General features: G+C 66.5%; 24 protein-coding genes and 1 tRNA gene. 14 read left to right on the forward strand and 11 right to left on the reverse strand.

The window, feature by feature from the left end; all coding sequences use genetic code 11:
* Positions 1-410: redox-sensitive transcriptional activator SoxR (gene soxR, locus WAW17_RS14125; protein WP_422333582.1), on the forward strand; the 410-nt coding region annotated here is incomplete at its 5' end.
* A 3-nt stretch (positions 411-413) separates the two neighbouring features.
* Here soxR and WAW17_RS14130 read toward each other — a convergent pair.
* Complete coding sequence (locus WAW17_RS14130; RefSeq protein ID WP_422333583.1) at positions 414-908, reverse strand: DUF2505 domain-containing protein; 495 nt, start codon at positions 906-908, stop codon at positions 414-416.
* 178 nt (positions 909-1,086) lie between these two features.
* Here WAW17_RS14130 and WAW17_RS14135 point away from each other — a divergent pair, with 178 nt between their 5' ends.
* Genes WAW17_RS14135 through WAW17_RS14145 form a run of 3 tightly spaced genes read left to right on the forward strand, consistent with a single transcriptional unit; the run spans position 1,087 to position 6,258 of the window.
* A complete protein-coding gene (locus WAW17_RS14135; protein ID WP_422333584.1) occupies positions 1,087-2,562 on the forward strand; it encodes a wax ester/triacylglycerol synthase domain-containing protein in 1,476 nt (491 codons plus the stop codon).
* Positions 2,559-4,814 (forward strand): glycerol-3-phosphate 1-O-acyltransferase, encoded by a 2,256-nt coding sequence (locus WAW17_RS14140; RefSeq protein WP_422333585.1) that lies wholly within the window; start codon positions 2,559-2,561, stop codon positions 4,812-4,814. Before WAW17_RS14135 ends, WAW17_RS14140 begins: the two co-directional genes overlap by 4 nt.
* 4 nt (positions 4,815-4,818) lie before the next feature.
* Positions 4,819-6,258, forward strand: a complete 1,440-nt coding sequence (locus WAW17_RS14145; protein WP_422333586.1) for an HAD-IB family hydrolase — start codon at positions 4,819-4,821, stop codon at positions 6,256-6,258.
* A gap of 34 nt (positions 6,259-6,292) precedes the next feature.
* Here the strand turns inward: WAW17_RS14145 and WAW17_RS14150 are convergent, their stop codons facing one another.
* Positions 6,293-7,138, reverse strand: coding sequence for an SDR family oxidoreductase (locus WAW17_RS14150; protein WP_422333587.1), 846 nt, complete (start codon positions 7,136-7,138; stop codon positions 6,293-6,295).
* Positions 7,139-7,215: 77 nt separating this feature from the next.
* A complete protein-coding gene (locus tag WAW17_RS14155; protein WP_422333588.1) occupies positions 7,216-7,359 on the reverse strand; it encodes a hypothetical protein in 144 nt (47 codons plus the stop codon).
* A gap of 651 nt (positions 7,360-8,010) precedes the next feature.
* Between WAW17_RS14155 and WAW17_RS14160 the strand changes: the two genes are divergently transcribed.
* From WAW17_RS14160 to WAW17_RS14185, 6 genes are all read left to right on the forward strand, one after another.
* Entirely contained in the window at positions 8,011-8,424 is a 414-nt protein-coding gene (locus WAW17_RS14160) for a helix-turn-helix domain-containing protein (RefSeq protein WP_422333589.1), read from the forward strand.
* 95 nt (positions 8,425-8,519) lie between these two features.
* Positions 8,520-11,573, forward strand: a complete 3,054-nt coding sequence (locus tag WAW17_RS14165; RefSeq protein WP_422333604.1) for an ATP-binding protein — start codon at positions 8,520-8,522, stop codon at positions 11,571-11,573.
* Between the two features lie 71 nt (positions 11,574-11,644).
* Positions 11,645-13,075, forward strand: a complete 1,431-nt coding sequence (locus WAW17_RS14170; protein WP_422333590.1) for an FAD-binding oxidoreductase — start codon at positions 11,645-11,647, stop codon at positions 13,073-13,075.
* 97 nt (positions 13,076-13,172) lie between these two features.
* Positions 13,173-13,610: a hypothetical protein gene (locus WAW17_RS14175; protein WP_422333591.1), complete on the forward strand. Its 438-nt coding sequence runs from the start codon at positions 13,173-13,175 to the stop codon at positions 13,608-13,610.
* A gap of 48 nt (positions 13,611-13,658) precedes the next feature.
* The gene (locus WAW17_RS14180) at positions 13,659-15,143 is read left to right on the forward strand and encodes a glucose-6-phosphate dehydrogenase (protein ID WP_422333592.1); all 1,485 of its coding nucleotides are present in this window, start codon (positions 13,659-13,661) and stop codon (positions 15,141-15,143) included.
* Positions 15,144-15,199: 56 nt separating this feature from the next.
* Positions 15,200-15,682 carry a GreA/GreB family elongation factor gene (locus tag WAW17_RS14185; protein WP_422333593.1) on the forward strand — a complete coding sequence of 161 codons (483 nt, stop codon included), beginning with the start codon at positions 15,200-15,202 and terminating at the stop codon, positions 15,680-15,682.
* A gap of 16 nt (positions 15,683-15,698) precedes the next feature.
* On the opposite strand, the gene WAW17_RS14190 is transcribed toward WAW17_RS14185, so the two are convergent.
* Genes WAW17_RS14190 through WAW17_RS14200 form a run of 3 tightly spaced genes read right to left on the reverse strand, consistent with a single transcriptional unit; the run spans position 15,699 to position 17,700 of the window.
* Complete coding sequence (locus tag WAW17_RS14190; RefSeq protein ID WP_422333605.1) at positions 15,699-16,724, reverse strand: hypothetical protein; 1,026 nt, start codon at positions 16,722-16,724, stop codon at positions 15,699-15,701.
* The gene (locus tag WAW17_RS14195) at positions 16,724-17,224 is read right to left on the reverse strand and encodes an ImmA/IrrE family metallo-endopeptidase (protein WP_422333594.1); all 501 of its coding nucleotides are present in this window, start codon (positions 17,222-17,224) and stop codon (positions 16,724-16,726) included. Before WAW17_RS14195 ends, WAW17_RS14190 begins: the two co-directional genes overlap by 1 nt.
* A gap of 2 nt (positions 17,225-17,226) precedes the next feature.
* Positions 17,227-17,700: a hypothetical protein gene (locus WAW17_RS14200; protein WP_422333595.1), complete on the reverse strand. Its 474-nt coding sequence runs from the start codon at positions 17,698-17,700 to the stop codon at positions 17,227-17,229.
* A 16-nt stretch (positions 17,701-17,716) separates the two neighbouring features.
* Between WAW17_RS14200 and WAW17_RS14205 the strand changes: the two genes are divergently transcribed.
* Positions 17,717-17,977: a hypothetical protein gene (locus WAW17_RS14205; protein ID WP_422333596.1), complete on the forward strand. Its 261-nt coding sequence runs from the start codon at positions 17,717-17,719 to the stop codon at positions 17,975-17,977.
* A 588-nt stretch (positions 17,978-18,565) separates the two neighbouring features.
* Here WAW17_RS14205 and WAW17_RS14210 read toward each other — a convergent pair.
* From WAW17_RS14210 to WAW17_RS14230, 5 genes are all read right to left on the reverse strand, one after another.
* Positions 18,566-18,638: transfer RNA gene (locus tag WAW17_RS14210), tRNA-Ala, on the reverse strand.
* Positions 18,639-18,749: 111 nt separating this feature from the next.
* Positions 18,750-19,490: a gephyrin-like molybdotransferase receptor GlpR gene (gene glpR / locus WAW17_RS14215; RefSeq protein ID WP_422333597.1), complete on the reverse strand. Its 741-nt coding sequence runs from the start codon at positions 19,488-19,490 to the stop codon at positions 18,750-18,752.
* A 273-nt stretch (positions 19,491-19,763) separates the two neighbouring features.
* On the reverse strand, positions 19,764-20,399 hold the full coding sequence (locus tag WAW17_RS14220) for a GNAT family N-acetyltransferase (RefSeq protein ID WP_422333598.1): 636 nt from the start codon (positions 20,397-20,399) through the stop codon (positions 19,764-19,766).
* A gap of 77 nt (positions 20,400-20,476) precedes the next feature.
* Entirely contained in the window at positions 20,477-21,736 is a 1,260-nt protein-coding gene (glp, locus tag WAW17_RS14225) for a gephyrin-like molybdotransferase Glp (protein WP_422333599.1), read from the reverse strand.
* Positions 21,737-21,758: 22 nt separating this feature from the next.
* Positions 21,759-22,679 carry a UTP--glucose-1-phosphate uridylyltransferase gene (locus WAW17_RS14230; protein ID WP_422333600.1) on the reverse strand — a complete coding sequence of 307 codons (921 nt, stop codon included), beginning with the start codon at positions 22,677-22,679 and terminating at the stop codon, positions 21,759-21,761.
* 107 nt (positions 22,680-22,786) lie between these two features.
* On the opposite strand from WAW17_RS14230, the gene WAW17_RS14235 reads away from it, so the two are divergent.
* The 3 genes from WAW17_RS14235 to WAW17_RS14245 all read left to right on the forward strand — a co-directional run bounded on the left by WAW17_RS14235 (position 22,787) and on the right by WAW17_RS14245 (position 24,572).
* A complete protein-coding gene (locus tag WAW17_RS14235) occupies positions 22,787-23,383 on the forward strand; it encodes a 5-formyltetrahydrofolate cyclo-ligase (RefSeq protein WP_422333601.1) in 597 nt (198 codons plus the stop codon).
* Between the two features lie 81 nt (positions 23,384-23,464).
* Complete coding sequence (locus tag WAW17_RS14240; protein ID WP_422333602.1) at positions 23,465-23,785, forward strand: FmdB family zinc ribbon protein; 321 nt, start codon at positions 23,465-23,467, stop codon at positions 23,783-23,785.
* 97 nt (positions 23,786-23,882) lie between these two features.
* Positions 23,883-24,572 carry an SAF domain-containing protein gene (locus WAW17_RS14245; RefSeq protein WP_422333603.1) on the forward strand — a complete coding sequence of 230 codons (690 nt, stop codon included), beginning with the start codon at positions 23,883-23,885 and terminating at the stop codon, positions 24,570-24,572.
* Positions 24,573-24,576: the final 4 nt, after the last annotated feature.

Genomic DNA, 24,576 nt, shown 5'->3' on the forward strand with positions numbered 1-24,576 from the left:
TGTCGGCACTGCACTTCTATGCACGCGAGGGTCTCATCTGGAGTCGCCGGACCAGCGGCAATCAACGCCGGTATCGCCGTGACGCCCTGCGCAGGGTTGCGTTCGTCCGGATTGCCCAGCGGGTGGGCATTTCCCTCGCGGAGATCCGGGACGCGCTCGCCACGCTGCCCGAGGGACGCACCCCCACACGCAAGGACTGGGAGCAGCTGTCCACCCGCTGGCACGCGGATCTGGATCAGCGCATCGAGCAGCTGATTCGGTTGCGGGACAACCTGACGGACTGCATCGGCTGCGGGTGTCTTTCCCTGGGCAGTTGCACGATCGTCAATTCGCACGACCGGCTCGGCGATGCGGGACCGGGTGCACGCACACTGGACGTCGAACTGACCGGCAAGGGTGGGGGAATCTGACGGTCAGATCTCGTCGAGCCACTTCTCGACCGCTTCGCGGTCCTGCGCGACCATATCGCCGACGAGCTTCCTGACGAGCGATTCGATCTGGCCGCCGACGAGCGGAATCTTGACTTCCACCGAACCGGTGACGGTGAGCACCGTCGCCGTGCCCGAGGCGCGAAGCAACGATGTGCATTCGATCCGGACGGGGATTCCTGTGGAGCTGCCCCGGATTCGACCGCGGGCCTGGTCGATTTCGAGAACATCCCACTCGTCGATGCGTTCGACCCTCAGCTCGCCCCTGACGACCTTCTTGACCAGCCCGGGTAGCGAGTCGGTACCGATGGTGTCCCGCATCGACGTCGTGAGGGTTCCGGGACCTCTGCTGCCGTCGATGGTGATCTTGTCGGGAGCTCGCTCGAACCGCTTCTCCCAGAACAACTGATCCGTGAGTGTCCCGTGAACGCGGTCGACGGGGTGTGCCAACTCTTCGGTGTATTCGAAGCGTTTCGCCATGGCGGAAGCCTACGACATCGGCGAGCGGTTGCGCGGGGCCTGTCGCCGGCCCTCACCGGAGGCCACGCTCCGCGGGAATTCGCGGACGTAATCCGCCGGAACCGCAAACGTGACCTTCGGGGCGGGTCCACACTGGAAGAGCAGTGCGGACGACTCGAGCAACCGAACAGGGGGCGAAATGGCCGACGGCGAACCTCTGATACCACCGAGTGCCGTCGACGTGGATTTCTCCGACCTCGCGTGGGGAGCGGACCGCACCATGTCCGATGTGGAGACGGGCATGTGGCGGATGGAGGAAGCGCAGCCCAGGCTCAGGTCGCCCATGGTCGCGGTCGACGTCCTCGACAAATCTCCCGACTGGGAGCGACTCGTGCGGGCGCACGAATGGGCGTCGCACATGGTTCCCCGCATCCGGATGAGGGTGGTGGAGCCGGCCCTGCGCCTCGGTAACCCGGTGTGGACGGTGGACCCCGAGTTCGATCTCGACTATCACTTGTCACGCGTGCGCCTCCCGGAGCCGGCCACTTTCGACCACGCACTGCGGATGTGCCGGCATCTGGCCACCGAACCTTTCGACAAGGCCCGTCCACCGTGGCGCGCGATGCTCATCGAGGGACTCGAGGACGGCCGGGCGGTCTATGTGGTGAAGACTCACCACAGCATCACGGACGGGCTCGGGGGCATCCAGCTGATGACGCTGCTCCACAGCCGTCGCCCGGAACCCACTCCGCAGAAGCCGGATCGGCCACCCCCTCTGCCCGAGCGGATGTCGAGTGGCGGCGCCCTCCTCGAACAGATGATCGGCGGCGTGCGCAGCGCCCCCGGCCGGATCGGCGGGCTGGTGCGCGGTCTTTCCCGGACGGCGAGGACCACCGTCGGCGATCCGATCGGAAGCATCGGCGGCGCTGTCGCCTACGCGCAGTCGATCCGCCGAGTGGTCACCCCACCCCCCACCGGTTCACCACTACTGCGCGACCGCGGGCTCGGACGGTGGTTCGGGGTTGCCGAGGTGCCGCTCGACGAGCTACGGGCCGCGGCCCACGTCGCGGAGGGTTCCGTGAACGATGCCTACGTGGCGGCGCTGCTCGGCGGGTTTCACCGGTACCATGACTCTTTCGGCTACCACGACGTCGACACCATCCCGGTGGGCATGCCGGTGAGTATGCGGACGGCGACCGACCCGTCCGGTGGCAATCGTTTCGCCGCAGCACGATTCGCCGGACCCGTCGGCGAACGCGATCCGGCCGAGCGGATCCGCAAGGTGCGCGCGATCGTCCTCGGTCTGCGCGAGGAACCGGCTCTGGGTCTGCTCGACGCCGCGGCGCCGATCCTGGTCCGGGTTCCCACCGTGATTCTCGCCAACTGGTATCTCTCCCAGTCGAGCGGCCTCGACCTTCAGGCGAGCAACGTCGCCGGGGTCCCGGTACCCGTCTATCTCGCGGGCGCACGCATCGAGCGGATGTTCCCGTTCGGCCCTGCACCCGGGTGCGCGGTGATGGCAACGCTCGTCTCCCACCTCGGCGTCTGTTGTATCGGCGTCAACCTCGACACCGCCGCCGTCACCGAGCCCACCCGGTTCATGTCCTGTCTGCAGGAAAGCCTCGACGAGATCGTGGAACTCGGACGTCGACGGAAGGAAGGGCCTTCGAGATGAGTGAACAGTCGACGCGTCCCCGTGTCTACCTCGTCGAAACCATGAGCGAGATGGAGGACGACGTTCTCCGCACCTGGCTCGAGCGGAAGACCGACGACTCCGGGCAGCCGCCACCAGCAGTCCGGATCAACGATCAGGCCCTTGCCGATCTCGCCCGGCGCAAGGACGATCCGCTTGTCACTCCGCTCCGGGTGGTGTGGCTGCCGCAGGAGAACCCGGTCGAGGGAGCGCAGCGTTTACGGGAGACGCTGTCCATGCGGGATCCACTGCATCCCGGGGCGAACACCCAGCGCAGGGTGATGCGCGACGATCCCAGCCGATGCCGGGTGATCGAGGGCGACGCCGCCCCACTGAGCGACCTCGAACGCCGTCTTGCCGAGAAGGGCGGCGGTTCGCTCCCCGAATTCATCCGCAGGCAGGCCGCGCTCACCCTCGAGCGGGCGGAACGGACACTGTTGGGCACACAGTACAAGGTGTCCCGTTTCGTGGTGGACGAGATCACCGACTCGAGCCGCTACCACGAAGGTACCCGGGGCCTGTCCGCGAAGGTCGATCTGCCCGTCGCGGAAGTGGACCGCCGCGCGCGGGCAGCCCTGAACGAGATGGTCGCCGCCCAGAGCAGGCGGGCCATCGCGATGTGGGACCAGCTGGGCCGGTACTTCGCCCGCGCGTACCGGCTCGATGTCGACACGACGCGGCTAGGCGAACTGCGGGAGCTGAACAAGGAACACTCCCTGGTGTTCCTGCCGAGCCACCGCTCGTATCTCGACCCGTTGGTGCTGCGGCCGGCGCTGCTCGCGAACGATCTTCCGCTCAACCATGTGATGGGCGGCGTGAACATCAACTTCTGGCCGATCGGGCCGATCAGCAAGCGCAGCGGCACCGTCTTCATCCGACGCAAGTTCGACGGCGACGAGATCTACAAATGGACCCTCCGTGAGTACATGCGGTACCTGCTCGCCAAACGCTTCAACCTCGAGTGGTACATCGAGGGTGGACGCAGCCGCACCGGGAAACTCCGTCCGCCGCGTTTCGGGCTCCTCACCTACCTGGCCAAGGCCTTCCAGGACAGCGGAGCGTCGGACGTCTACCTCGTGCCGGTGTCGCTCACCTACGACCAGCTGTACGAGGTGGGGGCGATGGCTGCCGAGGCACACGGTGAGGTGAAGAGCAAGGAGAGTCTGCGCTGGCTCGTCGGATACGTTCGGGCGCAGGGTCAGCGGCACGGCGTCGCGCACGTGAACTTCGGCAGACCCCTGTCGCTTGCCGAGTATCTCGGCCAGGAGGAGGATCTGCGGCTCGCCGTCCAAAAGACCGCATTCGAGGTGTGCCACCGGATCAACGAGGTCACGCCGGTGACCGCCTCCTCGCTGGTCATGCTCGCGTTCCTGGGTATCGAGGATCGGGCGCTCACGGTGCCGGAAGTGCGTGCGATTCTCGGCCCGCTGGTCGAGTACATCACCGCCAGGGAGCTGCCCACCGCGGGCGACGTGGATCTGACCAACCCCCAGGTGATCCGCAAAGCGCTCAGGACCCATATCGATTCGGGAGTTCTGCGCTGTTTCGACAAGGGCACCGAACGGGTGTATTACCTCGGCTCGGATCAGCACCTGGTGGCAGCCTTCTACCGCAACAGCACCATTCACTTCCTGGTCGTCAGGGCGATCGCCGAGATGGTGCTGCAGGCCGCGGCGGACGACCACTTCACCGATCCCATGTCGGACGGCTGGGCGGAGGCCCTTCGGATCCGTGACGTCCTGAAGTTCGAGTTCTTCTTCAGCGAGAAAGACGTCTTCCGACAGGAACTGCGCGCCGAACTGGATCTGATCGCCCCGGGCTGGGAGTCGGCACTGGGTGAACCCGGCAAGGCCGAAGACCTCATCGGCCAGGTGCGGTGCTACCTCGCGCACCGCGTGCTGCAGTCGTTTCTCGAGGCCTACGTGGTGGTCGCAGAGCAATTGATCCACACGCCCGTCACGGAAGAGTTCAACGAGAAGTCTTTCATCACAGACTGCCTCGCCCTCGCCGAGCAACTCCGCCTGCGTCAGCAGATCGGTAGCCGGGAATCTATTTCTGCCGAACTCTTCGGCACCGCGCTGAAATTGGCCCGCAATCGCGGACTCGTCGAGTCCGGCGCGGAGAATCTCGCCGGACGGCGCGTGGTGTTCCGCGACGAGATCCGGACACTCGTCGGCCGGGTGCTGCGCATCCGTGCCCTCGCCCACGCGAAACTCGACGAGGTCGCCGGGTGAGCCGATGAGCGATGTCCGCAGCCTCCACGACGCCGTCGCGGCCGCTCCTCCGGGGGCGGCCACACTTGCGGTATTCGACCTCGACGGCACCCTCATCAATGGTTACTCTGCCAGTGTCGTGTACCGGGACCGGTTGCGGCGCTTCGATATCAGCATCGCCGAGTTGCTCGCCACCACCGGAGCCGCTCTCGACACCCGGTTGCGTGGCTCCGATATCAGCCGATTGATGCGTATCGCCGTACAGAGCCTCGCGGGCCGCATGGAAGACGAAATGCAGGAATGGGGTCAGCGGTTGTTCCGGCAGGAGATCGCCGGATTGATCTACCCCGAGGTCCGGGGTCTGCTCGCCGCACACCGGCACGCCGGGCACCGTATCGTGATGGCCACATCCGCCACCCCGTACCAGGCTCAGTCGGTGGCGAACGACCTCGACATCGACATCGACGACATCCTCTGCACCCGGCCCGAGGTTGTGGACGGCATGCTCACGGGCCGGTTGGAGTCGCCGCCCCTGTGGGGTCCCGCCAAAGCGCAGGCGGTGCGCGAGTATGCCGAACGAGTCGGGGCCGATCTTGCCGACAGCTTCGCCTATTCCAATGGGACGGAAGATATTCCGATGCTCGAGTCGGTGGGTCACCCCGTGGCCCTGAACCCGGACCGCAGGCTCGCTGCCACGGCTCGCCGGAACGGCTGGCCGTCGGCCGATCTGCGGCCGCTCCAGCGCGGCTCCGACCCGCTGTCGATCGCACGCACGGCCACGGCCATCGGCACCCTCCTGGCCACCACTGCCGTCGGCGTGTCGGCCGGCATCCTCACCGGCAACCGCCAGACCGGTGCGAACCTCGTCGGGACCTTCGGACCGGACCTCGCGCTGGCCGTCTGCGGGATCCGCCTGCACGTGACAGGCGAGGAGAACGCATGGTCGTCCCGACCAGCCGTGTTCATGTTCAATCACCAGAGTTCGCTCGACCTGCTGATCATCGGCAGTGTCATCCGGCGCGACGTGACCGGTGTGGCCAAGAAGGAGGCCGCCCGTGACCCGCGGTTCCTGCCCATCGGCGCACTGCTCGATGTGGCGTACGTGGACAGGGCCGACAGCGCCAAAGCCCGGGCCGCGCTGCGCCCGGCAGTGGACAAGTTGCATTCGGGGGTCTCGATCGCGATCGCGCCCGAGGGCACCCGTTCGCCCACCCCGCGGCTCGGCCGGTTCAAGAAGGGCGGGTTCCATCTGGCCCTACAGGCGGGAGTGCCGATCGTCCCGATCGTCATCCACAACGCGGGCGAGAGGATGTGGCGCAATTCCCTCGTCGCACACCCGGGTCCGGTGTATGTCGACATCCTCGAACCCGTTCCGACCGAAGGATGGAAGGTGTCGGATCTGGACCGGCATATCGAGGACGTGCGAACCCTGTTCGAGGACTGTCTCCGCGCCGGGCATCGCTGAAAGAAGACTCCAACGACGACCGTATCCGTACCACCTAGTCCGGCAGGAACTTGCTGAACTGGTCGTTGGCTCTCTGCATCACGAAGTCGTACGGGGGCGAGAACTTTCGCGCCCACCAATATCCGAAGCGAACATCCGGCGAGGTGTATACGAGGAACCGGCCCTTCTTGATGCCGGAGAGGATGCGAGACGCCACCTTCTCCGGTGTCACCGCCCGCTTCTCGAACTGACGGACGGCCTTCTGGATACGCGGGTCTTCGCGGTCGACACCCGCGATCTCGACCGTGTTCACCAGAGGGGTCTTCACCGCACCGGGAACCACAAGGCTCACTCCGATGCCGTGCCGCGCCAGGTCGAATCGCAGCACCTCGGACACTCCGCGAAGCCCGAACTTGCCGGCGCTGTACGCCGCATGCCACGGCAACGCCAGAAGACCTGCGGCGGACGACACGTTGACCAGGTGACCGCCTCTCCCTGCGCGGATCATGGGCGGCACGAAGTTCTCGATGATATGGATGGGGCCCATCAGGTTGACGTCCACCATCGACTTCCAGTGACGGTGTTCGAGGTTCTCCACCGTGCCCCAGGCGGAGATCCCAGCCACGTTCATCACGATGTCGAGGCTGCCGAACTGATCGTGGATGTCCGATGCGAATGCCACGACCGCCTCGTAGTCGGACACGTCGAGCGCCTGCGAGAAACTGACGGTTCCCCCGAGGCTGCCGACTTGCTCGACCGTCCTCGCCAGCCCTGTCTCGTCGATGTCGGTGAGGAAGAGTTCCGCACCTTCCGCGGCTGCAGCGAGGGCAGTAGCGCGCCCGATTCCGCTGGCCGCGCCCGTGATCAGGCATTTCTTTCCGTCGAGCGTCTTGATCGCCATAACCCGGAAGCCCCCGTCGTCACGCAGTCGTGTCGGCTGGAGTGTACGGGGGCAAGGGATGTGCGCGCACCCAATTACTACAGGCGGTTTGCCATCTCTTCCTGATAGCTCCGAATCGTCTTCTCGATTCCGTTGGCGTCTTCGTCACGTCCTCGATGGCGAGCATCATCGGCGCGTTCGCGCAGAACTTTGATCGCCTTCCGAAGTTCGGCGTCCGTCATCCTGTGTTCCATATCACGATCATCCTCCCCAGGGCGCCCGCTTCGCCAGGCATCGGGTCGGAACGATGACAGCGGGGGGCGAGTTTGCGCTGGACAATATTCAGAGTTTCCGCACGGCGGACAGGGCCAGTTCTGACACATGTCCCACCGCCGGATATCAGCGCCCCGGTCGTTCGCCGTGCAGGTGCAGTTCTACTGACTTGGCAGTAGTGTTCACGGCGTCGCCAGGACGCCGAGCGATCACTCGTAGTTGCGGTGCGCAACGCAACATGCCCGCACTGAGCTGGGCAGACGCGGACATTCACCCCGAAGATCAGCGATCAGTCGGCGCTCAGCAAACTTATGGCGATCAACGGGGCAACCATGCCGCATCCGGAGTTGCGAACGCACTCGGCGGAGTGCGGGCGACGCACCATGAACAACCATCTTGAGGTTTCAACGAAAGCGCGTGCGTGACTAGCGCAGAGGCTGCGCGGATCGATACCGAGGCACCGGGCGCCGAGGCCGTCCCAGTGGGCGGTATGCGTCGTGCGCGCAGCAACCGGAGGAGGCAAGTTTCCACCGCCCGGATGAGTTATCAATCGGTTATCGCCGTGGTACGGTGTCGTTCACCTGACTGACGGCGTACAAGAGAGGACCCGGCGGCTTACAATGGCAGACTTTGCTGCGCGGTTGAACAAGCTCTTCGACACGGTTCACCCCCCTGGGCGTAAGCCGCACACGAACGCAGAAGTCGCGGCAGCACTGATCGCCGACGGACACCAGATCTCGAAGCCGTACATTTCGCAACTCCGCTCGGGACAGCGCACCAATCCCTCGGACGAGACCGTCGCCGCCTTCGCCCGTTTCTTCAAGGTGAAGCCGGACTACTTCTTCAACGACATCTACGCGGCCAAGATCGATCACGACCTCGAGCTTCTGTCGCAACTCCAGGGGTACGGGCTGCGAAAGCTGTCGAGCCGCGCGTTCGATCTGTCCGAAGAGTCGCAGAACCTCCTCACGGTGATGGCCGAGAAGCTCCGAGCCAGCGAGGGGCTTCCGGCAGTTCCACCGGACTCGCGCTAGTACCCTCGCGCTGGTACCACCGTCGCGCGGCGTCACCGCGAGTGGAATCATGGTGAACGGCACAATCGTGCGCGGCAACCGGGAGCGGGTCCGTGATGTCCATGGTGTACGTCCTCGGCGAGCAGCGAGTGTCCGGCGCGGCGGAAGCCCGGGCCGGCGCCGCCACCTCGTCCCGGGCGATCGAGTTGCTGGCCTACCTGGCACTACATGCCGGGCGGGCTCAATCGAGAACACACCTCGCGAGCCTTTTGTGGCCCGATTCGAGCGAGCAGCAGGCCCGCACCAACCTTCGCCGTGAACTGCACAACGTGCGCAACCTGCCAGGATGTGACACTGCCCTGCGTACTCAGGGCCCGACTCTCACGTGGGTCGACACCCCGAGTTGCAGTGTGGATGTTCGAGTTTTCCAGAGGGAACGAACCGCAGCACTTGCCGCGGAGACCGAGCCGGACCCCACGGCCTTCCTCCAGCGCGCCGAGGCGGCGATCGATACCTATCACGGCGACCTCATGCCCGGTAGCTACGAGGACTGGGTTCTGGAGGAACGCGATCTGCTACGCCGACACTGTGTCGAACTGTGCGATGCGGTGACTCTCGCCTGGCGGGACGCCGGCCACCCCGACCGCGCAGTCCGCTACGCGCGCAAGAGGATCGAGCTGGAACCGCTGGAAGAGGTGGGATACCGAACCCTCATGGAACTGCAGTCGGGGGCGGGTGATCGTGCGGCGGCGATGAGTACCTACCACCGTCTTGCCTCGGCACTGGAGACCGGGCTGGGCGTCACCCCGGACACCACGACCACCCGATTGTTCGAGAAACTCGTCGGCGGTGGTACAGCGAACCGCGAGTCCGGACTCGCGCCCGCGCGCGCCGTGCCGTCGGGTCACGTCCTTCCTGCGCTGATCGGCCGTGAAGAGGAATGCGAAGCACTTCATCGCCGATGGCGGCAGTCGGTGGACGGCCGGCAGGGCCTACTTCTCGTCTCCGGTGAGAGTGGGGTAGGCAAGACCCGTCTACTGTCCGAACTCGGCGAGGCGGTCCGAGCGGAAGGGGCCGTGGTCTCGACGGCGCGATGCTTCGGACCGCTGGGCTCCGTCGCTCTGGCACCCGTGGCGGAATGGCTGCGCAGCCCCGGTCTCCGGTCGGGCTTCGGATCCCTGGAACCTGTGTGGCGCAGGGAGATCGTCCGGCTGGTTCCCGGAGCCGGGACCGGAGATTCCGCCGCACCCCCGACCGAGTCCTCACGTGCGATGGTCGACGCCTGGCAGCGCCACCGCTTCTTCGAAGGACTCGCGCGCGGAGTGCTGTCGGCGGGTCGGCCGGTGCTACTCGTGCTCGACGACCTGCAATGGTGCGACGCCGAGACCATCACCTGGCTGGCGTTCCTGTTGTCGTTGGAACCAGGCTCGCGCGTCCTCGTCGCGGCAAGCGCACGGAAGGACGAGGTGGATTCGCGATCCGAGATTCGGGATGCGCTCAGGGGGTTGCGTGCGGCGGGTCTCCTGACCGATGTGTCCCTGTCGCCGTTGACCACCGCCGGCACCGTGCGGTTGGCGCGCTCCCTGGGCGGACGGGCGCTCAGCCCGGCGGAGGAGTCGGTACTGCAGGCCGCGACGGGCGGCTATCCCATCCATGTCGTGGAGGCGGCAAGAATCCTGCCTGAGTCGGCGGCTACCGGAGAAAGGACTGCCGGTCAGAGCCTCCGGGCCGACGATCTCACGGAGATCCTGCACCGCCGGATCGAGCAATGCTCCGAAGCCGCCCGCGAGGTGGCCGGCCTCGCCGCGGCGCTGGGACAGAACTTCGACCTCGATCTGCTGAGCGAAGCGACCGATCTGGACACGGACACGCTGGTACGCGCAGTCGACGAGTTGTGGCGACGTCGCATCCTGCGACCACAGGGCTCCGGATACGACTTCGTGCATACCGCGCTCCGCGACGCCGCGTACCGGTCTGTCGGTCCACCGCGTCGATGGCTGCTGCATCGACGACTCGCCCAGGGGCTCGAGCTTCTCTATTCGGGTCACACCGACAACGTCGCGGCTCAGCTTGCCGAGCAGTACCTTCACGGCGGGCGCCCCGACCGCGCGCTGCACTACTTCGAACGGGCGGCGGCGGTGGCCGCGAGCGTCTTCGCTCATGCCGAGGCCCTTCGTCATTACCACACGTGTCTCGATCTCATCGAGAGGTTGCCGGCCGGACACAGCAGGGACGGGCGCGAACTCGGGGTGCGACAGGCGATGTCTGCGCCGCTCACCGCTCGCGACGGATATTCCGCACCCGAGCTGCAGGCGACGTTGGAGCGAACGGTGGAACTCGCTCAGCGTCTTCGCCGACCCAAGACAGTGCTGGCCGGGCTCATCGGACTGTTCGCGGCGCACTTCGTGCAGGGACACACGGCACTGGCCTACCATCTCGGCGAGCGCGCGCTCCAATTGTCGCAAACCGAGCCCGAATTCGCGGGGCAGGCACATTTCGCGGTCGCGGGTTCGGCACTCGGCCTCGGCCGGCCGGCAATCGCGGTCGAGCACTTCGACCTCGCATCGGATCTCTTCTCCGACGAGTACTCCTTCATCCTCGGCACCCGGCTCGAAGTGCACTGCCTGGCCTGGGCGTCACATGCGCAGTGGCTCACCGGAGATGAGCGGCGGGCGATTGCGTCGATCGACGAAGCCCTCGAACTCGCCAGGGCAAGTGGACATCCCTACAGCCTTGCGGTGGCGTTGGGATACGCGGCGATACTTCATCAGATTCGCGGTGACCGAGTGGCACTGGCGCCGACACTGGACGAATTGCGTGAACTCTGTGCGCGCTATCAGTTCGCGTACTACAGCCAGTGGGCGTCGATCCTCGGGGGATGGCTGGACGGGGGCGAGAAGGGCATCACCCGGATCCAGGCCGCGCTGAGCACGCTGCGCCGCCAGCGAGCGCTCGCCCGGATGCCGTACTGGCTGTTCCTCCTCGCTGAGGTCTCGATCGAGTCCGGTCGAATCGACGCAGGCAGGGCCACGCTCGACGCCGCACGAATCTGCGCGGCGGCGCACGACGACCGGTGGTGGTTGCCCCAGGTTCTGAGGCTGCGCGCGAGTCTCGACCGTTCGCCGGCAGGAAACGGTGACGCGAACGCTTCGCGAACGGTCCGTTCCTAGAGTTCGAACCACCAGCGGGGCTCCGCGGAAATTCCGCCGTCAGCAGACCCGCAGAGGTGAGGAGGCAAGAGATGAGTACCACCATCACGGGAGCAGCGGGCATCACTCGGCCCCCGTACGGCGCGCTGGCCGGCGCGTTGCGGGGAGAGCTGATCACACCCGACGACCCCGGGTACGACCGGGCGCGGGCGGTCTACAACGCGATGATCGACCGCCACCCCGCCGCACTCGCGCGCTGCGCGAACGAGGCAGACGTCGTCACCTGCGTCCGCTTCGCCCGAGAGAACGGCGTCGAACTGGCGGTGCGGGGAGGCGGCCACAATGCCGGCGGCCTGGGTGTCTGGGACGACGCCCTCGTGGTCGACCTCGGCGACATGCGCAGTACGACAGTGTCCCCCGCGGCCAAGACGGTGCGGGTGGGCGGTGGCTGCACCTGGAGCGACGTCGACCATGCCACCGTGCCCTTCGGCATGGCCACCCCGTCGGGGTTCATCGCGTCGACCGGTGTCGGTGGCCTGACACTCGGCGGCGGCATCGGCTACCTCACCCGCCGCTTCGGTCTCACCGTCGACAACCTGATCAGCGCTGACGTCGTCCTCGCCGACGGCACCCTCGTCACCGCGAGCGCGCGATCCCATCCCGACCTCTTCTGGGCGTTGCGCGGCGGCGGCGGCAACTTCGGGGTGGTCACCTCCTTCGAATTCGCCTGCCACGACATCGGCGAGCACGGTACGGTCATCGGTGGGCCGATTCTGTACGACCTCGCAGACACCGCGGAGGTCATGAGGTGGTACCGCGACCTCCTCCCCGCCCTCCCCGAGGAACTGAACGGATGGATCGGTCTGCTGACCGTTCCACCGGCGGCGCCGTTCCCCGAATCACTGTGGGGACGCAGGGTGTGCGGCATCGTCTGGTGCTACACCGGACCGCACGACGAACAGGACGCGGTGCTGGCGCCGATCCGCGAATTCGGGTCGCCGTTGCTGGTGGGTATCCACGACCTGCCGTTCACCGCCCTGCAGTCGGCGTTCGATGCACTCTATCCCCCTGGACTGCAATGGTATTGGCGAGCCGACTTCATTCGGGAAATCTCCGACGAGGCCATCGATGTCCACCTCGAGTACGGTGCGAAGCTCCCGACAGGGCACTCGACGATGCACATGTACCCGATCGACGGTGCGGCGGCGCGGGTCGACGAGGACGACACCGCTTTCGCGTACCGGGACGGGGGCTGGGCCGGCGTCATCGTCGGCGTCGATCCGGACCCCGCGAACGCCGAGCTCATCACGGAGTGGGCCAGGAGCTACTGGGAGGCACTGCACCCGACAACGGCCGGCGGCGCCTACGTCAACTTCCTGATGTCCGAGGGGCAGGATCGTGTACGGGACTCGTACCGTGGGAACTACGACAGGCTCGCCCAGGTGAAGGCCGTGTACGACCCCGACAACCTCTTCCATGTCAACCAGAACATCCTTCCGCAGTCGGGTATCCGACGGCCGTAGGAGTATCGATCATCACGCGGCAGGGCACCAGACCTCGCTCTGCCCACGGCGACACCCATTTCAGGAGCACAATCAGAAGTACTGTCCCTGCCCACGAGTGATCGAGAGGTACGTCATGGTGTCGATCTGCAAGCTCCGTCAGCTTCCGCCCCGGCTGACCACAGGTGCGTTCATTCTGAATTCAGGGCTGAGCAAGTGGTCGGGAGACGAAGAGGTCGCCGCCGGACTTCACGGAATGGCCAGCGGCACCTATCCCGTTCTCGAGAAGGTGGACTCCGCACAGTTCCTCCGCATGGTCGCCGTTGCGGAGATCGGGCTCGGGGCCGCACTGCTGATTCCGGTTGTGCCCTCGCTCGTGGCCGGCGCGGGTCTGGCCGGCTTCTCCGCCGGACTACTGGGCCTCTACCTGCGTATCCCCGGAATGCGTATCGGCCTCCGGCCGACCCACGAGGGCACCCCGGTGGCAAAGGACATCTGGATGCTGGGCATCGGCCTGGGCCTGGTCATCGACGAGTTGACCACACGCGGGAGCTGATATGGCGTCCGCAGGACGACGTGCACCCTGGTGACGCATCATGGACCGATGGCTGACAGGCAACCGCTCGGTCCCACCGTCTTCGTGCTCTTCGGCGCCACCGGCGACCTGTCGAAACGGATGGTGCTCCCGTCCTTCTTCCAGTTGGCGGCCGCAGGACTACTGCCCGAGGACTGGATACTGATCGGCAATGGTCGCGGCGACGTCCCGGTTGATCGGTTCCGCGCCCATGTCCGGGATGCGGTCACCGAGTTCGGCGTGCACCGGGACGACGAGTGGGATGCGTTCGCCGAGCACCTCAGGTTCGCCGGCGGCGGCTTCACGACGGAAGAGCCCGGAGCCCTGCCCGCGGTCATCGCGTCCGCCCGGGAGGCTCTCGCGGCCCCCGACGCACAGTTGGTGCACTATCTGGCGCTGCCCCCGCACGCCTTCGCCGAAGTGACGCGCGCGCTCGGCACCCACGGCCTCGCTCGCGGGGCTCGCGTCGTATACGAAAAGCCCTTCGGCACTTCGCAAAAGGCGTTCACCGAACTCGATACCGCCGTGCACGAGGTACTCGACGAGAGACAGGTGTACCGGATCGACCATTTCCTCGGCAAGGAGAGCACGCAGAATCTGCACATCCTGCGTTTCGCCAACGGACTGTTCGACGGAGTCTGGAACGGCGACCACGTGGCGCAGGTCCAGATCGATGTGCCGGAGACTCTCGACATAGACGACCGAGCGCTGTTCTACGACTCGACCGGCGCCGTTCTGGACATGCTGGTGACGCACCTTTTCCAGGTGGCCGCCGAGGTTGCGATGGAGCCTCCCGGCAGCTTCGACGCCGACGACCTCCAAACCGCCCGCGAATCGGTGATCGGGGCCTTCCGCCCACTCGACGTCGGGGACGTGGTACTGGGGCAGTACGACGGATATCGGGACGTCCCCGGCGTGGCAGACGATTCCGAGACCGAGACCTTCGTCGCCGCCCGACTCTGGGTTGACACCGACCGGTGGCGGGGCGTCCCGTTCCTCTTGCGTACCGGTAAGAAACTCGGTGTGAGCCGGCAGCAGGTCAGTTTGATCTTCCGGCCGCCGGCAGGACCGCTGACCGACATTCCGCCCGCCGGCGCAGTCCTGTCATTCGACCTGTCGGGCAACGGCGAAATCGACCTGACCATGGTGGTCAAGGAACCGGGCCCAGCGGACGTATTGTCGGTGGGGCACCTGGGCCTGCCGCTCGACACCGTGCCCAATGGCCACGCCCTCGCACCGTATTCGCGTTTGATCCTCGACATTCTCCACGGCGACCGTTCACTCTTCACCCGCCCGGACGGTCTGGCCCACGTCTGGGAAGTGGCGGCACCGCTACTGAACAACCCTCCCACCCCGGAGTCGTACCTCGCCGGTTCCATGGGACCACCCGAGGCCGATCACCTCGCCTCCCCCTGCGGATGGCTGGTCGGGAGGGATTCCACCCGAGGGTCGATGCCCGGCAGGAAATCCCATCCACTGCAGGCCGCAAAAGACACCGTGGTCATTCACGGGTAGCGGTGGCACAGTTGATTCGAGAACAACTCGTTGCGCGAGGACTGAGCGGAGTTCACATGGACGCCAACCACCGACCACACACACTGTCGCGCGAGACACGCGCCCGACTGGAATCGGACGTGGCCGAACTCAGGGTGCGCAGGCAACGGATGGCAGCCGAACTCGACAGCGGACGGGGAACGGTGGGCGACAGCGGAGATGCGGCCGACGCGCTCGAACGGGCGGACGAAGTCGCCGCGCTCGACCGTCGCATCGCCGAACTCGAAGCCGTCCTCGGCGGCTGGGCACCTGTCTCGAAGCGGGCCGGAATGCTCCCCGACGGCACGGAGTTGACCCTTCGGTTCCCGGACTCCGGTCTCGTCACGATGCGGGTGGTGAACTTCGCCGAGGAAGTCCCCGCGGACGAGGAGGACACCACGCTGAGTCCGGACAGTCCCCTGGGCTTGGCCGCGGCGCAGCATCGACCCGGGGATACCTTCACCTACCAGACTCCACAGGGGCCGATGCAGGTGGAACTGGTGAGCGTGAAAGAACCCTGATAGCGGCGATTCCGGCTCAGACCACGCTCTCTTCGTGCGCAGCGTGCGCACCGTGCGGGTCCGGTGAGCCGGTACCCGTCTTCCGGAGCAGCGTATGCGAGGCGGCGAGAATCAGCACCCACCGTCGAGGTGACATTCCTTCCGGCGGAGCGATCCATTCGGTGCCGAGAACATCCGACTGCACGGGATCCTCGATCCACCGTGAGACGATCTCCGCCCGCTCCCGGGTGGATTTCGGCAGTTCCGGCACGACCGTGTCGAACGTGCCTGCACCCGCCTGCAGATACAGCGCATCCATGATGTGCGCCACCGAATCGGACGCCCGCAGAACGGTTGTCGTGGCCGTTACGTCACTGTCGACCACTTCCGGAAAACGGGTGGCGAGCACGGTGTGCAACGCGGCGATCCGCCGCAGATCGAGTCGTGCCCGCACCCAGGTCTCCGCCAGCACCCACACCGTGCCGAGGGAGACCACCACGGCAGCAAGCGAATACGCGATCGACGAACCGACGAACCAAGAACCTCCGGACGACTCCCTGATCAGGCCGATCACAGCCGCCACCAGGACGATTGCGGATCCGGCCACCACCAGTGCGATTCCGCGACCGAGCGGAGTCCAGGCTATGTGCCACGCACCGGTGACCACCACGGACGTCAGCGCAGCGACAACGAAGAACAGGGCGGGAACGGAATAACCTGCAACGAGGGCAATTCCGAGAAGTATCGCGGTCGAGTACACGATCGTTGCGAATGGACGCAGCGCCCGCCGCGGCAGAATCGGCCAAACCGAGACCGCACCCACGGCACTCGCCGCCGCGAACGATGTCCACGCCAGTTCGATGAGAGTCTCCGAAAGTTGCCGGGGCGACCCCACGCCGTCGATACGCGCAGCCACATCCGTGATCGCGAACGTCGAAGCCAGTCCGGCGCTCGACACCGCAACAACCATCGCCACCCGGAGCGGTGTCGCCCGGCGAGCCGCCACGCGGCCGATCCGTGCGCCCGTAGCAGTCCAGACGACCAGCGCCAGCAACCAGGCCATCATCCGATCGCCTCGTCGTATCGCAACACCGACACCGCACTCCCGCGCCCCTGCATCGTCCTCAATCGCATCAGCAGCATCGACGCGAACGTCTCGGCCTCCCACTCGGCGAGGTCGCCTGCAACAGGACCGTCTCCACGCCTGCGGGACCGCTGGCTGAGCATGTATGCGATCAGGTCGTCGCTCGCCTCGAGCGTCGACGTGGCGGCTTCGGCGCCGTCGTGCCGGAAAACGATGTGGCCCAACTCGTGCGCAAGCGTACGGTTCGGGTCCGGAAGTCCGGGCGCGATCACGATCACGTCCCGGTCGGGATACGCGCGCCGCTGCCCGCACACACCGGGTGCAAGAGCAGTTGCGAAATCAAGTTCGATGGGACGGTTCCGCTCGCGGGCCACCACATCGACGACATCTCGTAGTGACGCCGCCTCGGATCTGGCCGCGGCGTCACACACCACGTCCACGGCCGCCGCCACCCGTCGGTGCGATCTGGTTGCCACCACGCCTACACCTTCCCGGTCGGCGCCGGGGCGAAGAACTCGGCGCGGGCAGCCGCGATGCGCGCCTGCTGCGCGCGGGCGCCTTTGAATGTCAATGCCCCTGCGCCTCCCGCGCAGCAGAAGAGTGCGCCGACGCCGCCGAGAACCGCTACGGCGGGCAGCGGTTCGCCGTGCACCATCGGGACCGTCGCCGGCTGCCCCCCACCGGACGACACCCCGCCCGGCCCGGTCGAGTTCGGGTCGGTCCGATCCACAGCCTGCGGACCCCCCGGCGGGCTGCCGGCGGGGCTGCCGGTGGGGCCGTCGGCGTCGGACCCGGACGGGCTCCCTATCGCTTCCGGCGCACCTGACCCCGCATCCGGAGCAGGGGCACCGGACCCACCCTCGCCGCCCGAGGCATCCGAACCACCCGAGGCATCGGGCAGGGTGACGTTCGGCGTCGCATCGTCGGGAAGTCCGCCGAGTGGCGGTGGAATCACGGCGGCGCGTCCCGTCGTGGTCGGCGCTGCGTTCGTCGGAGGCACTGCGCTCGTCGGAGGCACTGCGCTCGTCGGAGGCACCTCGCTCGTCGGAGGCACCTCGCTCGCCGTCGGCTCGGCGCTGGTACTCGGCACCTCGCTCGCCGTCGGCTCGGCACTGGTGCTCGGCTCGGTAGTGGGCTCGTTACTGGGCGACGCCGGCTGCGAGGGCGCACCGGTGTCCTCGGAGTGGCCGGGATCTCCGTCGCACTCCCCGCGGGAGCATCCGTGCGAGTGAGGATCCGCAGAAGCATCGGATGGGAAGGCGGACACAGTGATCCAGCCGAGGCCGGACAGAAATGCCAGCGCCAGCCCCGTCATGGCCAGCCGGCGAATCACGTGACCAGTTCGCACACCCGACCCCCTCGACTTCAGTCTGCAGCACCCCACGACCTTGACGCCGCCAGATTATCGAGGCCATGTTATCGACCGGTAAGTAGGGAGGTGCCGGTGGTGCCGGTGTCGGGGGCCGGCACCACCAGCGATGCTCGAGCCGCCTGGACTCGAGCAGTTCAGGCGGCCCTGCAGGCTGAGCCCCACCCAAGGTTCACAATGCATTCACCAGCAACACGGTGACCGCGATGGTCGCCAGTACCGTGACGGGTGCAACAAACCCGGATATTTTGTCGATGACCTGCATTTTCAATGACCCCGCCTGTGGAAGACTTCTGCGAACCAGGGAACAGTAGACAACATCTGGTTACCTTTGAGCAAATCGAATGCAGGGGCAATTCGCCCGTCATCGTTCGGGGCTCGGAGTTGCGGCTGATGGCCGCGCATGAACAAAGATCCCACTCGGCTGTGCGAGTGGGATCTCGTCGGTATGTGGAGCTGAGGGGAATCGAACCCCTGACCTCTTCGATGCGAACGAAGCGCGCTACCAACTGCGCCACAGCCCCGATGCGAACCCTGCGATCCGCTCGGCAAACTCTAGCAGGCCGCCCACGGCGAGTGCTAATCGCCTAGCGGAGAGAACTTTCGACGTGATCCACCATGTTATTCACCCGCTGTTATTCACCCGCTGCGCGTCGCATCGTGGCACGCTGCATCGGCTCCTCGTCGAAGTGCTCGAGATGATCGAACTCCGGATCCTCGTCGTCGACTTCGAGGACGACAGCCCCCGGACGACGCAGCCGGGCCGGAACCAGGCGCAGTTCGTCGTCATTGCGTGATTCCACGCCCAGCCGTGAGCGGTGGAGGCGGGCGGTGCGGCGCCGACGGATCTCCTGCTCGATCTGCACCTGCCGTCGCAGGTATGCCAGGTAACCGAACAGGCCGATCACCGCGGCGGCGAAGACCCACCACATGAGCGGGGAAGTGATCAGCCCGAGTGCGGCGGACATGATCGCCGCGAACACGAGACCGAGCATCATTCGTTGCCGGAACGCGTACCGGGCCGCGCGTGCGATGGCGTCGGCCTCCGGGTCGAAACCGCCGCGCCCCCGTCGCACCGGCACGTAGTCACCGACCGACGCACGGTCACCTTCGAAAACGTCTTCCTCTGCGTGAGTGTCCACAAGGTCCTCCGCGTCGTAGCCGTGATGATCCGGCTCCGGTTGCCAGTACGGGTCGCTGCGGTGTCCTGCCGCGGGTCCTCGTTGCACGGGACGATCGTCGCCACGGTGCAGCACGCGGGTGGCAAGCGCCGCGTCACTGGTTTGCCGAATCCGGGGGCGGTTGTTCACCAGCATCGGGACCAGGACGAAGAGCCACACGACGACAAGCCCGATCCAGAGAAACGAGTTCGGCATACGGCGGCCTCCTCCCTATCGCCTACCAGCATGGATACCGCTGTTGACCAACCCAGGCTAACCGCATGGACACGCACATCTTCGCAGACGCGCCGATCTCACCATACCCAGGTGTCACACGCGTAACGCGAGAATGTGGCGCTCGGCATGCACGAAGAACGCGAAGTGAACGATCCGGAAAAGACTCGCCGAAACCGGCAGCGGCATTCGAATACCTCTGCTACCGTCCGTTAGCTGTCGTGTAGCTGGCCTGTTGCCGTCCCGCTCGCAGCATCACGCCCACCCGGCCTTACCGCTCCGGACGAGGGACTCGCACACGGTTCCGGAGACCTCTTCGACGGTCATCCCCACGAGAATGTGATCACGCCATTGACCGTCCACGTCGAGGTACCTCTGGAGAAGTCCTTCTTCGCGGAATCCGACATTGCGGAGAACTGCCCGGCTCGGAAGGTTCTCCGGACGCACGGTCGCCTCGACTCGATGCAACCCGACGGGCCCGAACGCATGGTCCAGGCCCAGTCCCAGAGCAGCCGTCGCCACACCCAGCCCGTTGACGTCGCTGGCAACCCAATACCCGATCCACGCCGACCGCAGCGCACCGCGGATCACGTTGCCGATCGTGATCTGGCCGCAGAACTCGCCGTCGAGTTCGATGGCCATCGGCAGCATGCGACCCCTCCGCGCCTCCGCTCGCAGGCTGCTACACAGCCCCGGCCACCCGGAGATGTGATGGCGGGCGTCCCAGTTTCCGTCGCCCGTCGGCTCCCACGGCTCGAGGTGCTTACGGTCCCGGATCCGCAGTCGGCTCCAGGCCGCGGCGTCACGCAACCGGATGGCTCGCACGGTGACGACGCCGCCGCGCACTCGGAGAGGGCCGAGATGAGGCGGCCAGCCCGGATGCTGTGTCATCCGTGCTCACTCGGATGCTGTGTCATCCGTGCACACTCTGATGCTGTGTCATCCGTGCGCACTCTGATGCTGTGTCATCAGCCCCGCTGAGCCAGGAATGCGACGTCCACCTGATCCCCGGTCCGGACTTCGGTGACCTCGGGTTCGATCAGCACCAGGCAGTTGGCCTCGGCGAGTGTCGCGAGCAGATGTGAGGAAGCACCCGGGGCACCGCCGAGCGCCTGCACGAGGTACTCCCCTGTTCCCTCGTCGCGCATGAGCTGACCGCGCAGGAATCCTTTGCGGTCCTCGATGGAGGTGATGGGAGCCACGGTGCGGGCGGTCACGACGCGGCGCATCGGCTGCCGACGTCCCAGCGCGATCCGAATCAGCGGGCGCACCATCACTTCGAACACCACGAGGGCACTCACCGGATTCGACGGCAGAAGGAAGGTGGGAACCTCGTCACGACCGAGCTGCCCGAATCCCTGAACCGACCCCGGATGCATGGCGACCCGGTCCACCTCGAGGTTGCCCAGATCGGCGAGGGCTACGCGCACCTCTTCGGAGGCACCGCCACCCACCGCGCCCGCGATCACGACGATCTCGGAGCGGATCAGCTGCCCCTCCACGACCTCGCGGAGGCGGCGCGGATCGGTACTGGCGATACCCACGCGGTTGACGTCGGCGCCTGCATCACGTGCGGCGGCCGCGAGCGCATAGGAGTTCACGTCGTAGACCTGACCCGGCCCCGGCGTCCGGTCGACGTCGACCAGCTCGCCACCGACCGAGATCACGGAGAGACGTGGACGAGGATGAACAAGCACCTTGTCGCGGCCGACCGCCGCGAGCAGGCCCACCTGCGCGGCCCCGATGATGGTCCCGGCACGGACGGCCACATCGCCCGGCTGGACGTCGTCGCCGGCACGCCGCACGTAGTCACCGGAGCGCACCGGCTTGTAGATCTTGACGCGCGCTCGCCCGCCGTCCGTCCGGTCGAGGGGAAGGACCGCGTCGGCGAGCGTCGGGAGCGGGGCACCCGTATCGACCTTGACGGCCTGACGGGGCTGCAGTCGGATCGGCTGCCGCGACCCGGCGCCGACCTCACCCACCACGGGAAGCGTCAGCTCGACGGGAGCACCGTCGTCGTCGCGGAGGTCGGTGCCCGCCGCCTGGATATCGACGCTGCGGACGGCGTACCCGTCGATCGCAGCCTGGTCGAAGCCGGGAAGCGGCCGCTCGGTGACCACCTCTTCGGCGCACAGCAGACCCTGGGCTTCGGAGATCGCCACCCGCACCGGCCGCGGCGCGACCGCAGCCGCGGTCACGATGGTCTGTTGCTCCTCGACCGACCGCATGTACTTCCTGCCTCCCGAGCTTCTAGGAATCCGCCCGCTTCAACCGGTCGGTCAGCCATTCACGCAGCGACGGGCCGTACTCGTCACTGTTCAAGGCAAAGTCAACCGCAGCACGGATGTACCCGCCGGGATTTCCGAGATCGTGTCTCGTTCCACGATGCACGACGACGTGGACGGGATGTCCCTCCTTGATGAGGAGCGCGATGGCATCGGTGAGCTGAAGTTCCCCACCCGTCCCCGGTTCGATCCGCCGGAGGGCATCGAAGATCGCCCGGTCGAGGATGTACCGGCCGGCGGCGGCATAGGTGGACGGCGCGTCCTCGATGGCCGGCTTCTCGACCATGCCGGTGACCTTGAGGACATCCGGATTGACGGCGTCCGGCACCTTCTCCACCTCGAAGACGCCATAGGCGCTCACCTGGTCCTTGGGGACGTCGATGGCGCAGAGAACCGTGCCGCCACGCTTCGCTCGAACCCTGGACATGGTCTCGAGGACCCCGCGGGGCATCACCAGGTCGTCGGGGAGCAGCACCGCGATGGCGTCCTCGTCGTCGTCGAGGACCGACTCGGCGCAGGCCACCGCGTGGCCGAGCCCGAGCGGCTGATCCTGGATCACCGACTCCACTTCCAGCAGACCGGGGGCCTTACGTACCTTTGCGAGGAGGTGGTGCTTTCCGCTCGCCTCCAACTTGCTCTCGAGAACGAGGTCCTCGACGAAGTGGGCAACCACACCGTCCTTACCCGGGGCCGTGACGATGACGAGCCGGGCAGCACCCGAATCCGCTGCCTCACCGGCGACGAGTTCGATGCCCGGTGTATCCACCACGGGTAGCAATTCCTTCGGCACGGTCTTCGTGGCGGGCAGAAACCGCGTACCGAGTCCCGCTGCGGGCACTACAGCCGTGCGAAAGGCTTTGGCGATGTGCGTTGGGGCATCTGTCATGCCCACACCATATCGGTGAGGAGCCGGCCATCGGACACGAAGATCTGTCGGCAGCCTCGGTGAACCCGTCGGGTGGCGGTCGGATACCGGGTCCTTATGGTTGTGCCATGCGATCGAGGACCAAAGCCGAGTGGCGGGAACGCGCACTCTCGAGGCGACGCGCGATCGCCGCCGAAGTCCGCACCGCCGAAGATCAGGCACTTGTCGGTCTCGTCACAGTCGCGGTCGCACCCCACTCGACGACTGTTGCCGCCTACATCCCTACCGACCTCGAGCCGGGGTCCCTCGAGCTGCTCGACGCCCTTCGCGGCGTGACGGGGCGGGTCCTCGTGCCCGTCACCCGCGGTCCCGGACCGCTCCACTGGGCCGAGTACACCGGGGCCGATAACCTGGCCGAGGCCGACTACGGGCTACGCGAACCCACCGGTCCCATCTACGATCCCGACGAAATCCGCTCTGCCGATACGATTTTCGTCCCGGCCCTGGCGGTGGACCGACGCGGTGTGCGGCTAGGGCGCGGCGCCGGGTTCTACGACCGCACCCTCGGAATGGCCTCGCCGGACGCCCGCTTGATCGCGATGGTCCGCGACGACGAAGTCGTCGAGGAACTTCCCGAGGATCCTCACGACGTACGTATGGGGTGGACACTCACGCCGAGGTCGGGACTCGTTTCGCTCGGCACCCCCGCCGGCGCCGCGGAATAGAAGGTCGATTAGTGTTGTTGGCACTGTCGACTGTAGAGTGCTAAAACCTGCGGTTTGACTACACAATGCGGAGGAACCCCGGTGCCCACTTACTCATACGCATGCACGGAATGCGACAACCGCTTCGACGTCGTTCAGTCGTTCAGTGACGATTCCCTGTCCGTCTGTCCCGCATGCTCGGGCAAGCTTCGGAAGCTGTTCAACTCGGTGGGCATCGTCTTCAAGGGCAGCGGCTTCTACCGCACGGACAGCCGTGGCACGTCAGGAGCCGCGAGTGAGCCGGCCAAGACCGAGTCCGCCCCGGCCGCGAAGACGGAAAACTCCACCGCTGCCTCCGCCAGCTCGTCGAACACGTCGAGCACGTCCAGTGCCGCACCCGCCAAGGCTGCTGCTGCCAGCTAGTTCCGCTTTCCGAGCGAGTTATCCACAACGTCTCGTCCATCCACAGGCACACCGCAACGGCACCTGCCGGTCCTGATGGAGCTCTTACTGTCGGCCCATGTCACGTGTGCCCCTCGATAGCTCGAGAAACCTCGGCCCCTCATGGACCGACCGACTGTCCGAATTCACTCGTCCCGGCTGGGCTCGCACGGTGGTGATTCGCCGCGTCGGGGCCGCGGCGCTCGCCTGCCTGGCACTCGCGCTCCTGGTCCGCGGAGATCCCGGCTCGGATCGCTCTCCCGTGGTGGTCGCCGCCCATGACCTGCAGCCGGGCCGGGTCCTCACGGACTCCGATGTCGAACTCGTGCAGCGGGAGGCCGGCAGTCTGCCGGACGGAACGGTCACCGCCGTCTCCGAGGTCAGCGGACACACGCTGTCAGGTCCCACCAGAGCCGGCGAGCCGCTCACCGACCTGCGCGTACTGGGTCAACGCCTCGCTGCCGCGGCCGCGGGCGTGGAGGACGCCCGCATCGTGCCCCTGCGGCTCGCCGATCCTGCCGTTGCCGAACTCCTTCGGGAAGGAGACCGGGTCGACATCCTCACCGTCGATCCAGACATGCCGTCGAACCCGGACCGGACGCCGGATGCCACGGTCCTCGCGGCCGGCGCGGTCGTGGTGTTGGTGACGCCCTCGACCACCGGTCGTGAGCAGCGGGATCGCGTGGTGATGCTGGCCCTGCCCGCGAGCGAGGCCACCACGGTGGCCGCGGCCTCACTGACCCACGCGATCACCGTGACCTTCCAGTGACCCT

It is taken from the genome of Rhodococcus sp. (in: high G+C Gram-positive bacteria) (genome assembly GCF_049286785.1).
Lineage (GTDB): Bacteria > Actinomycetota > Actinomycetes > Mycobacteriales > Mycobacteriaceae > Rhodococcus_F.

Coding starts and splice junctions, on each gene's coding strand:
- WAW17_RS14130 (WP_422333583.1), bottom strand. CDS start 908: ATGGCGAAACGCTTCGAATACACCGAAGAGTTGGCACACCCCGTCGAC.
- WAW17_RS14135 (WP_422333584.1), top strand. CDS start 1,087: ATGGCCGACGGCGAACCTCTGATACCACCGAGTGCCGTCGACGTGGAT.
- WAW17_RS14140 (WP_422333585.1), top strand. CDS start 2,559: ATGAGTGAACAGTCGACGCGTCCCCGTGTCTACCTCGTCGAAACCATG.
- WAW17_RS14145 (WP_422333586.1), top strand. CDS start 4,819: ATGAGCGATGTCCGCAGCCTCCACGACGCCGTCGCGGCCGCTCCTCCG.
- WAW17_RS14150 (WP_422333587.1), bottom strand. CDS start 7,138: ATGGCGATCAAGACGCTCGACGGAAAGAAATGCCTGATCACGGGCGCG.
- WAW17_RS14155 (WP_422333588.1), bottom strand. CDS start 7,359: ATGACGGACGCCGAACTTCGGAAGGCGATCAAAGTTCTGCGCGAACGC.
- WAW17_RS14160 (WP_422333589.1), top strand. CDS start 8,011: ATGGCAGACTTTGCTGCGCGGTTGAACAAGCTCTTCGACACGGTTCAC.
- WAW17_RS14165 (WP_422333604.1), top strand. CDS start 8,520: ATGTCCATGGTGTACGTCCTCGGCGAGCAGCGAGTGTCCGGCGCGGCG.
- WAW17_RS14170 (WP_422333590.1), top strand. CDS start 11,645: ATGAGTACCACCATCACGGGAGCAGCGGGCATCACTCGGCCCCCGTAC.
- WAW17_RS14180 (WP_422333592.1), top strand. CDS start 13,659: ATGGCTGACAGGCAACCGCTCGGTCCCACCGTCTTCGTGCTCTTCGGC.
- WAW17_RS14185 (WP_422333593.1), top strand. CDS start 15,200: ATGGACGCCAACCACCGACCACACACACTGTCGCGCGAGACACGCGCC.
- WAW17_RS14190 (WP_422333605.1), bottom strand. CDS start 16,724: ATGGCCTGGTTGCTGGCGCTGGTCGTCTGGACTGCTACGGGCGCACGG.
- glpR (WP_422333597.1), bottom strand. CDS start 19,490: ATGCCGAACTCGTTTCTCTGGATCGGGCTTGTCGTCGTGTGGCTCTTC.
- WAW17_RS14220 (WP_422333598.1), bottom strand. CDS start 20,399: ATGACACAGCATCCGGGCTGGCCGCCTCATCTCGGCCCTCTCCGAGTG.
- glp (WP_422333599.1), bottom strand. CDS start 21,736: ATGCGGTCGGTCGAGGAGCAACAGACCATCGTGACCGCGGCTGCGGTC.
- WAW17_RS14230 (WP_422333600.1), bottom strand. CDS start 22,679: ATGACAGATGCCCCAACGCACATCGCCAAAGCCTTTCGCACGGCTGTA.
- WAW17_RS14235 (WP_422333601.1), top strand. CDS start 22,787: ATGCGATCGAGGACCAAAGCCGAGTGGCGGGAACGCGCACTCTCGAGG.
- WAW17_RS14245 (WP_422333603.1), top strand. CDS start 23,883: ATGTCACGTGTGCCCCTCGATAGCTCGAGAAACCTCGGCCCCTCATGG.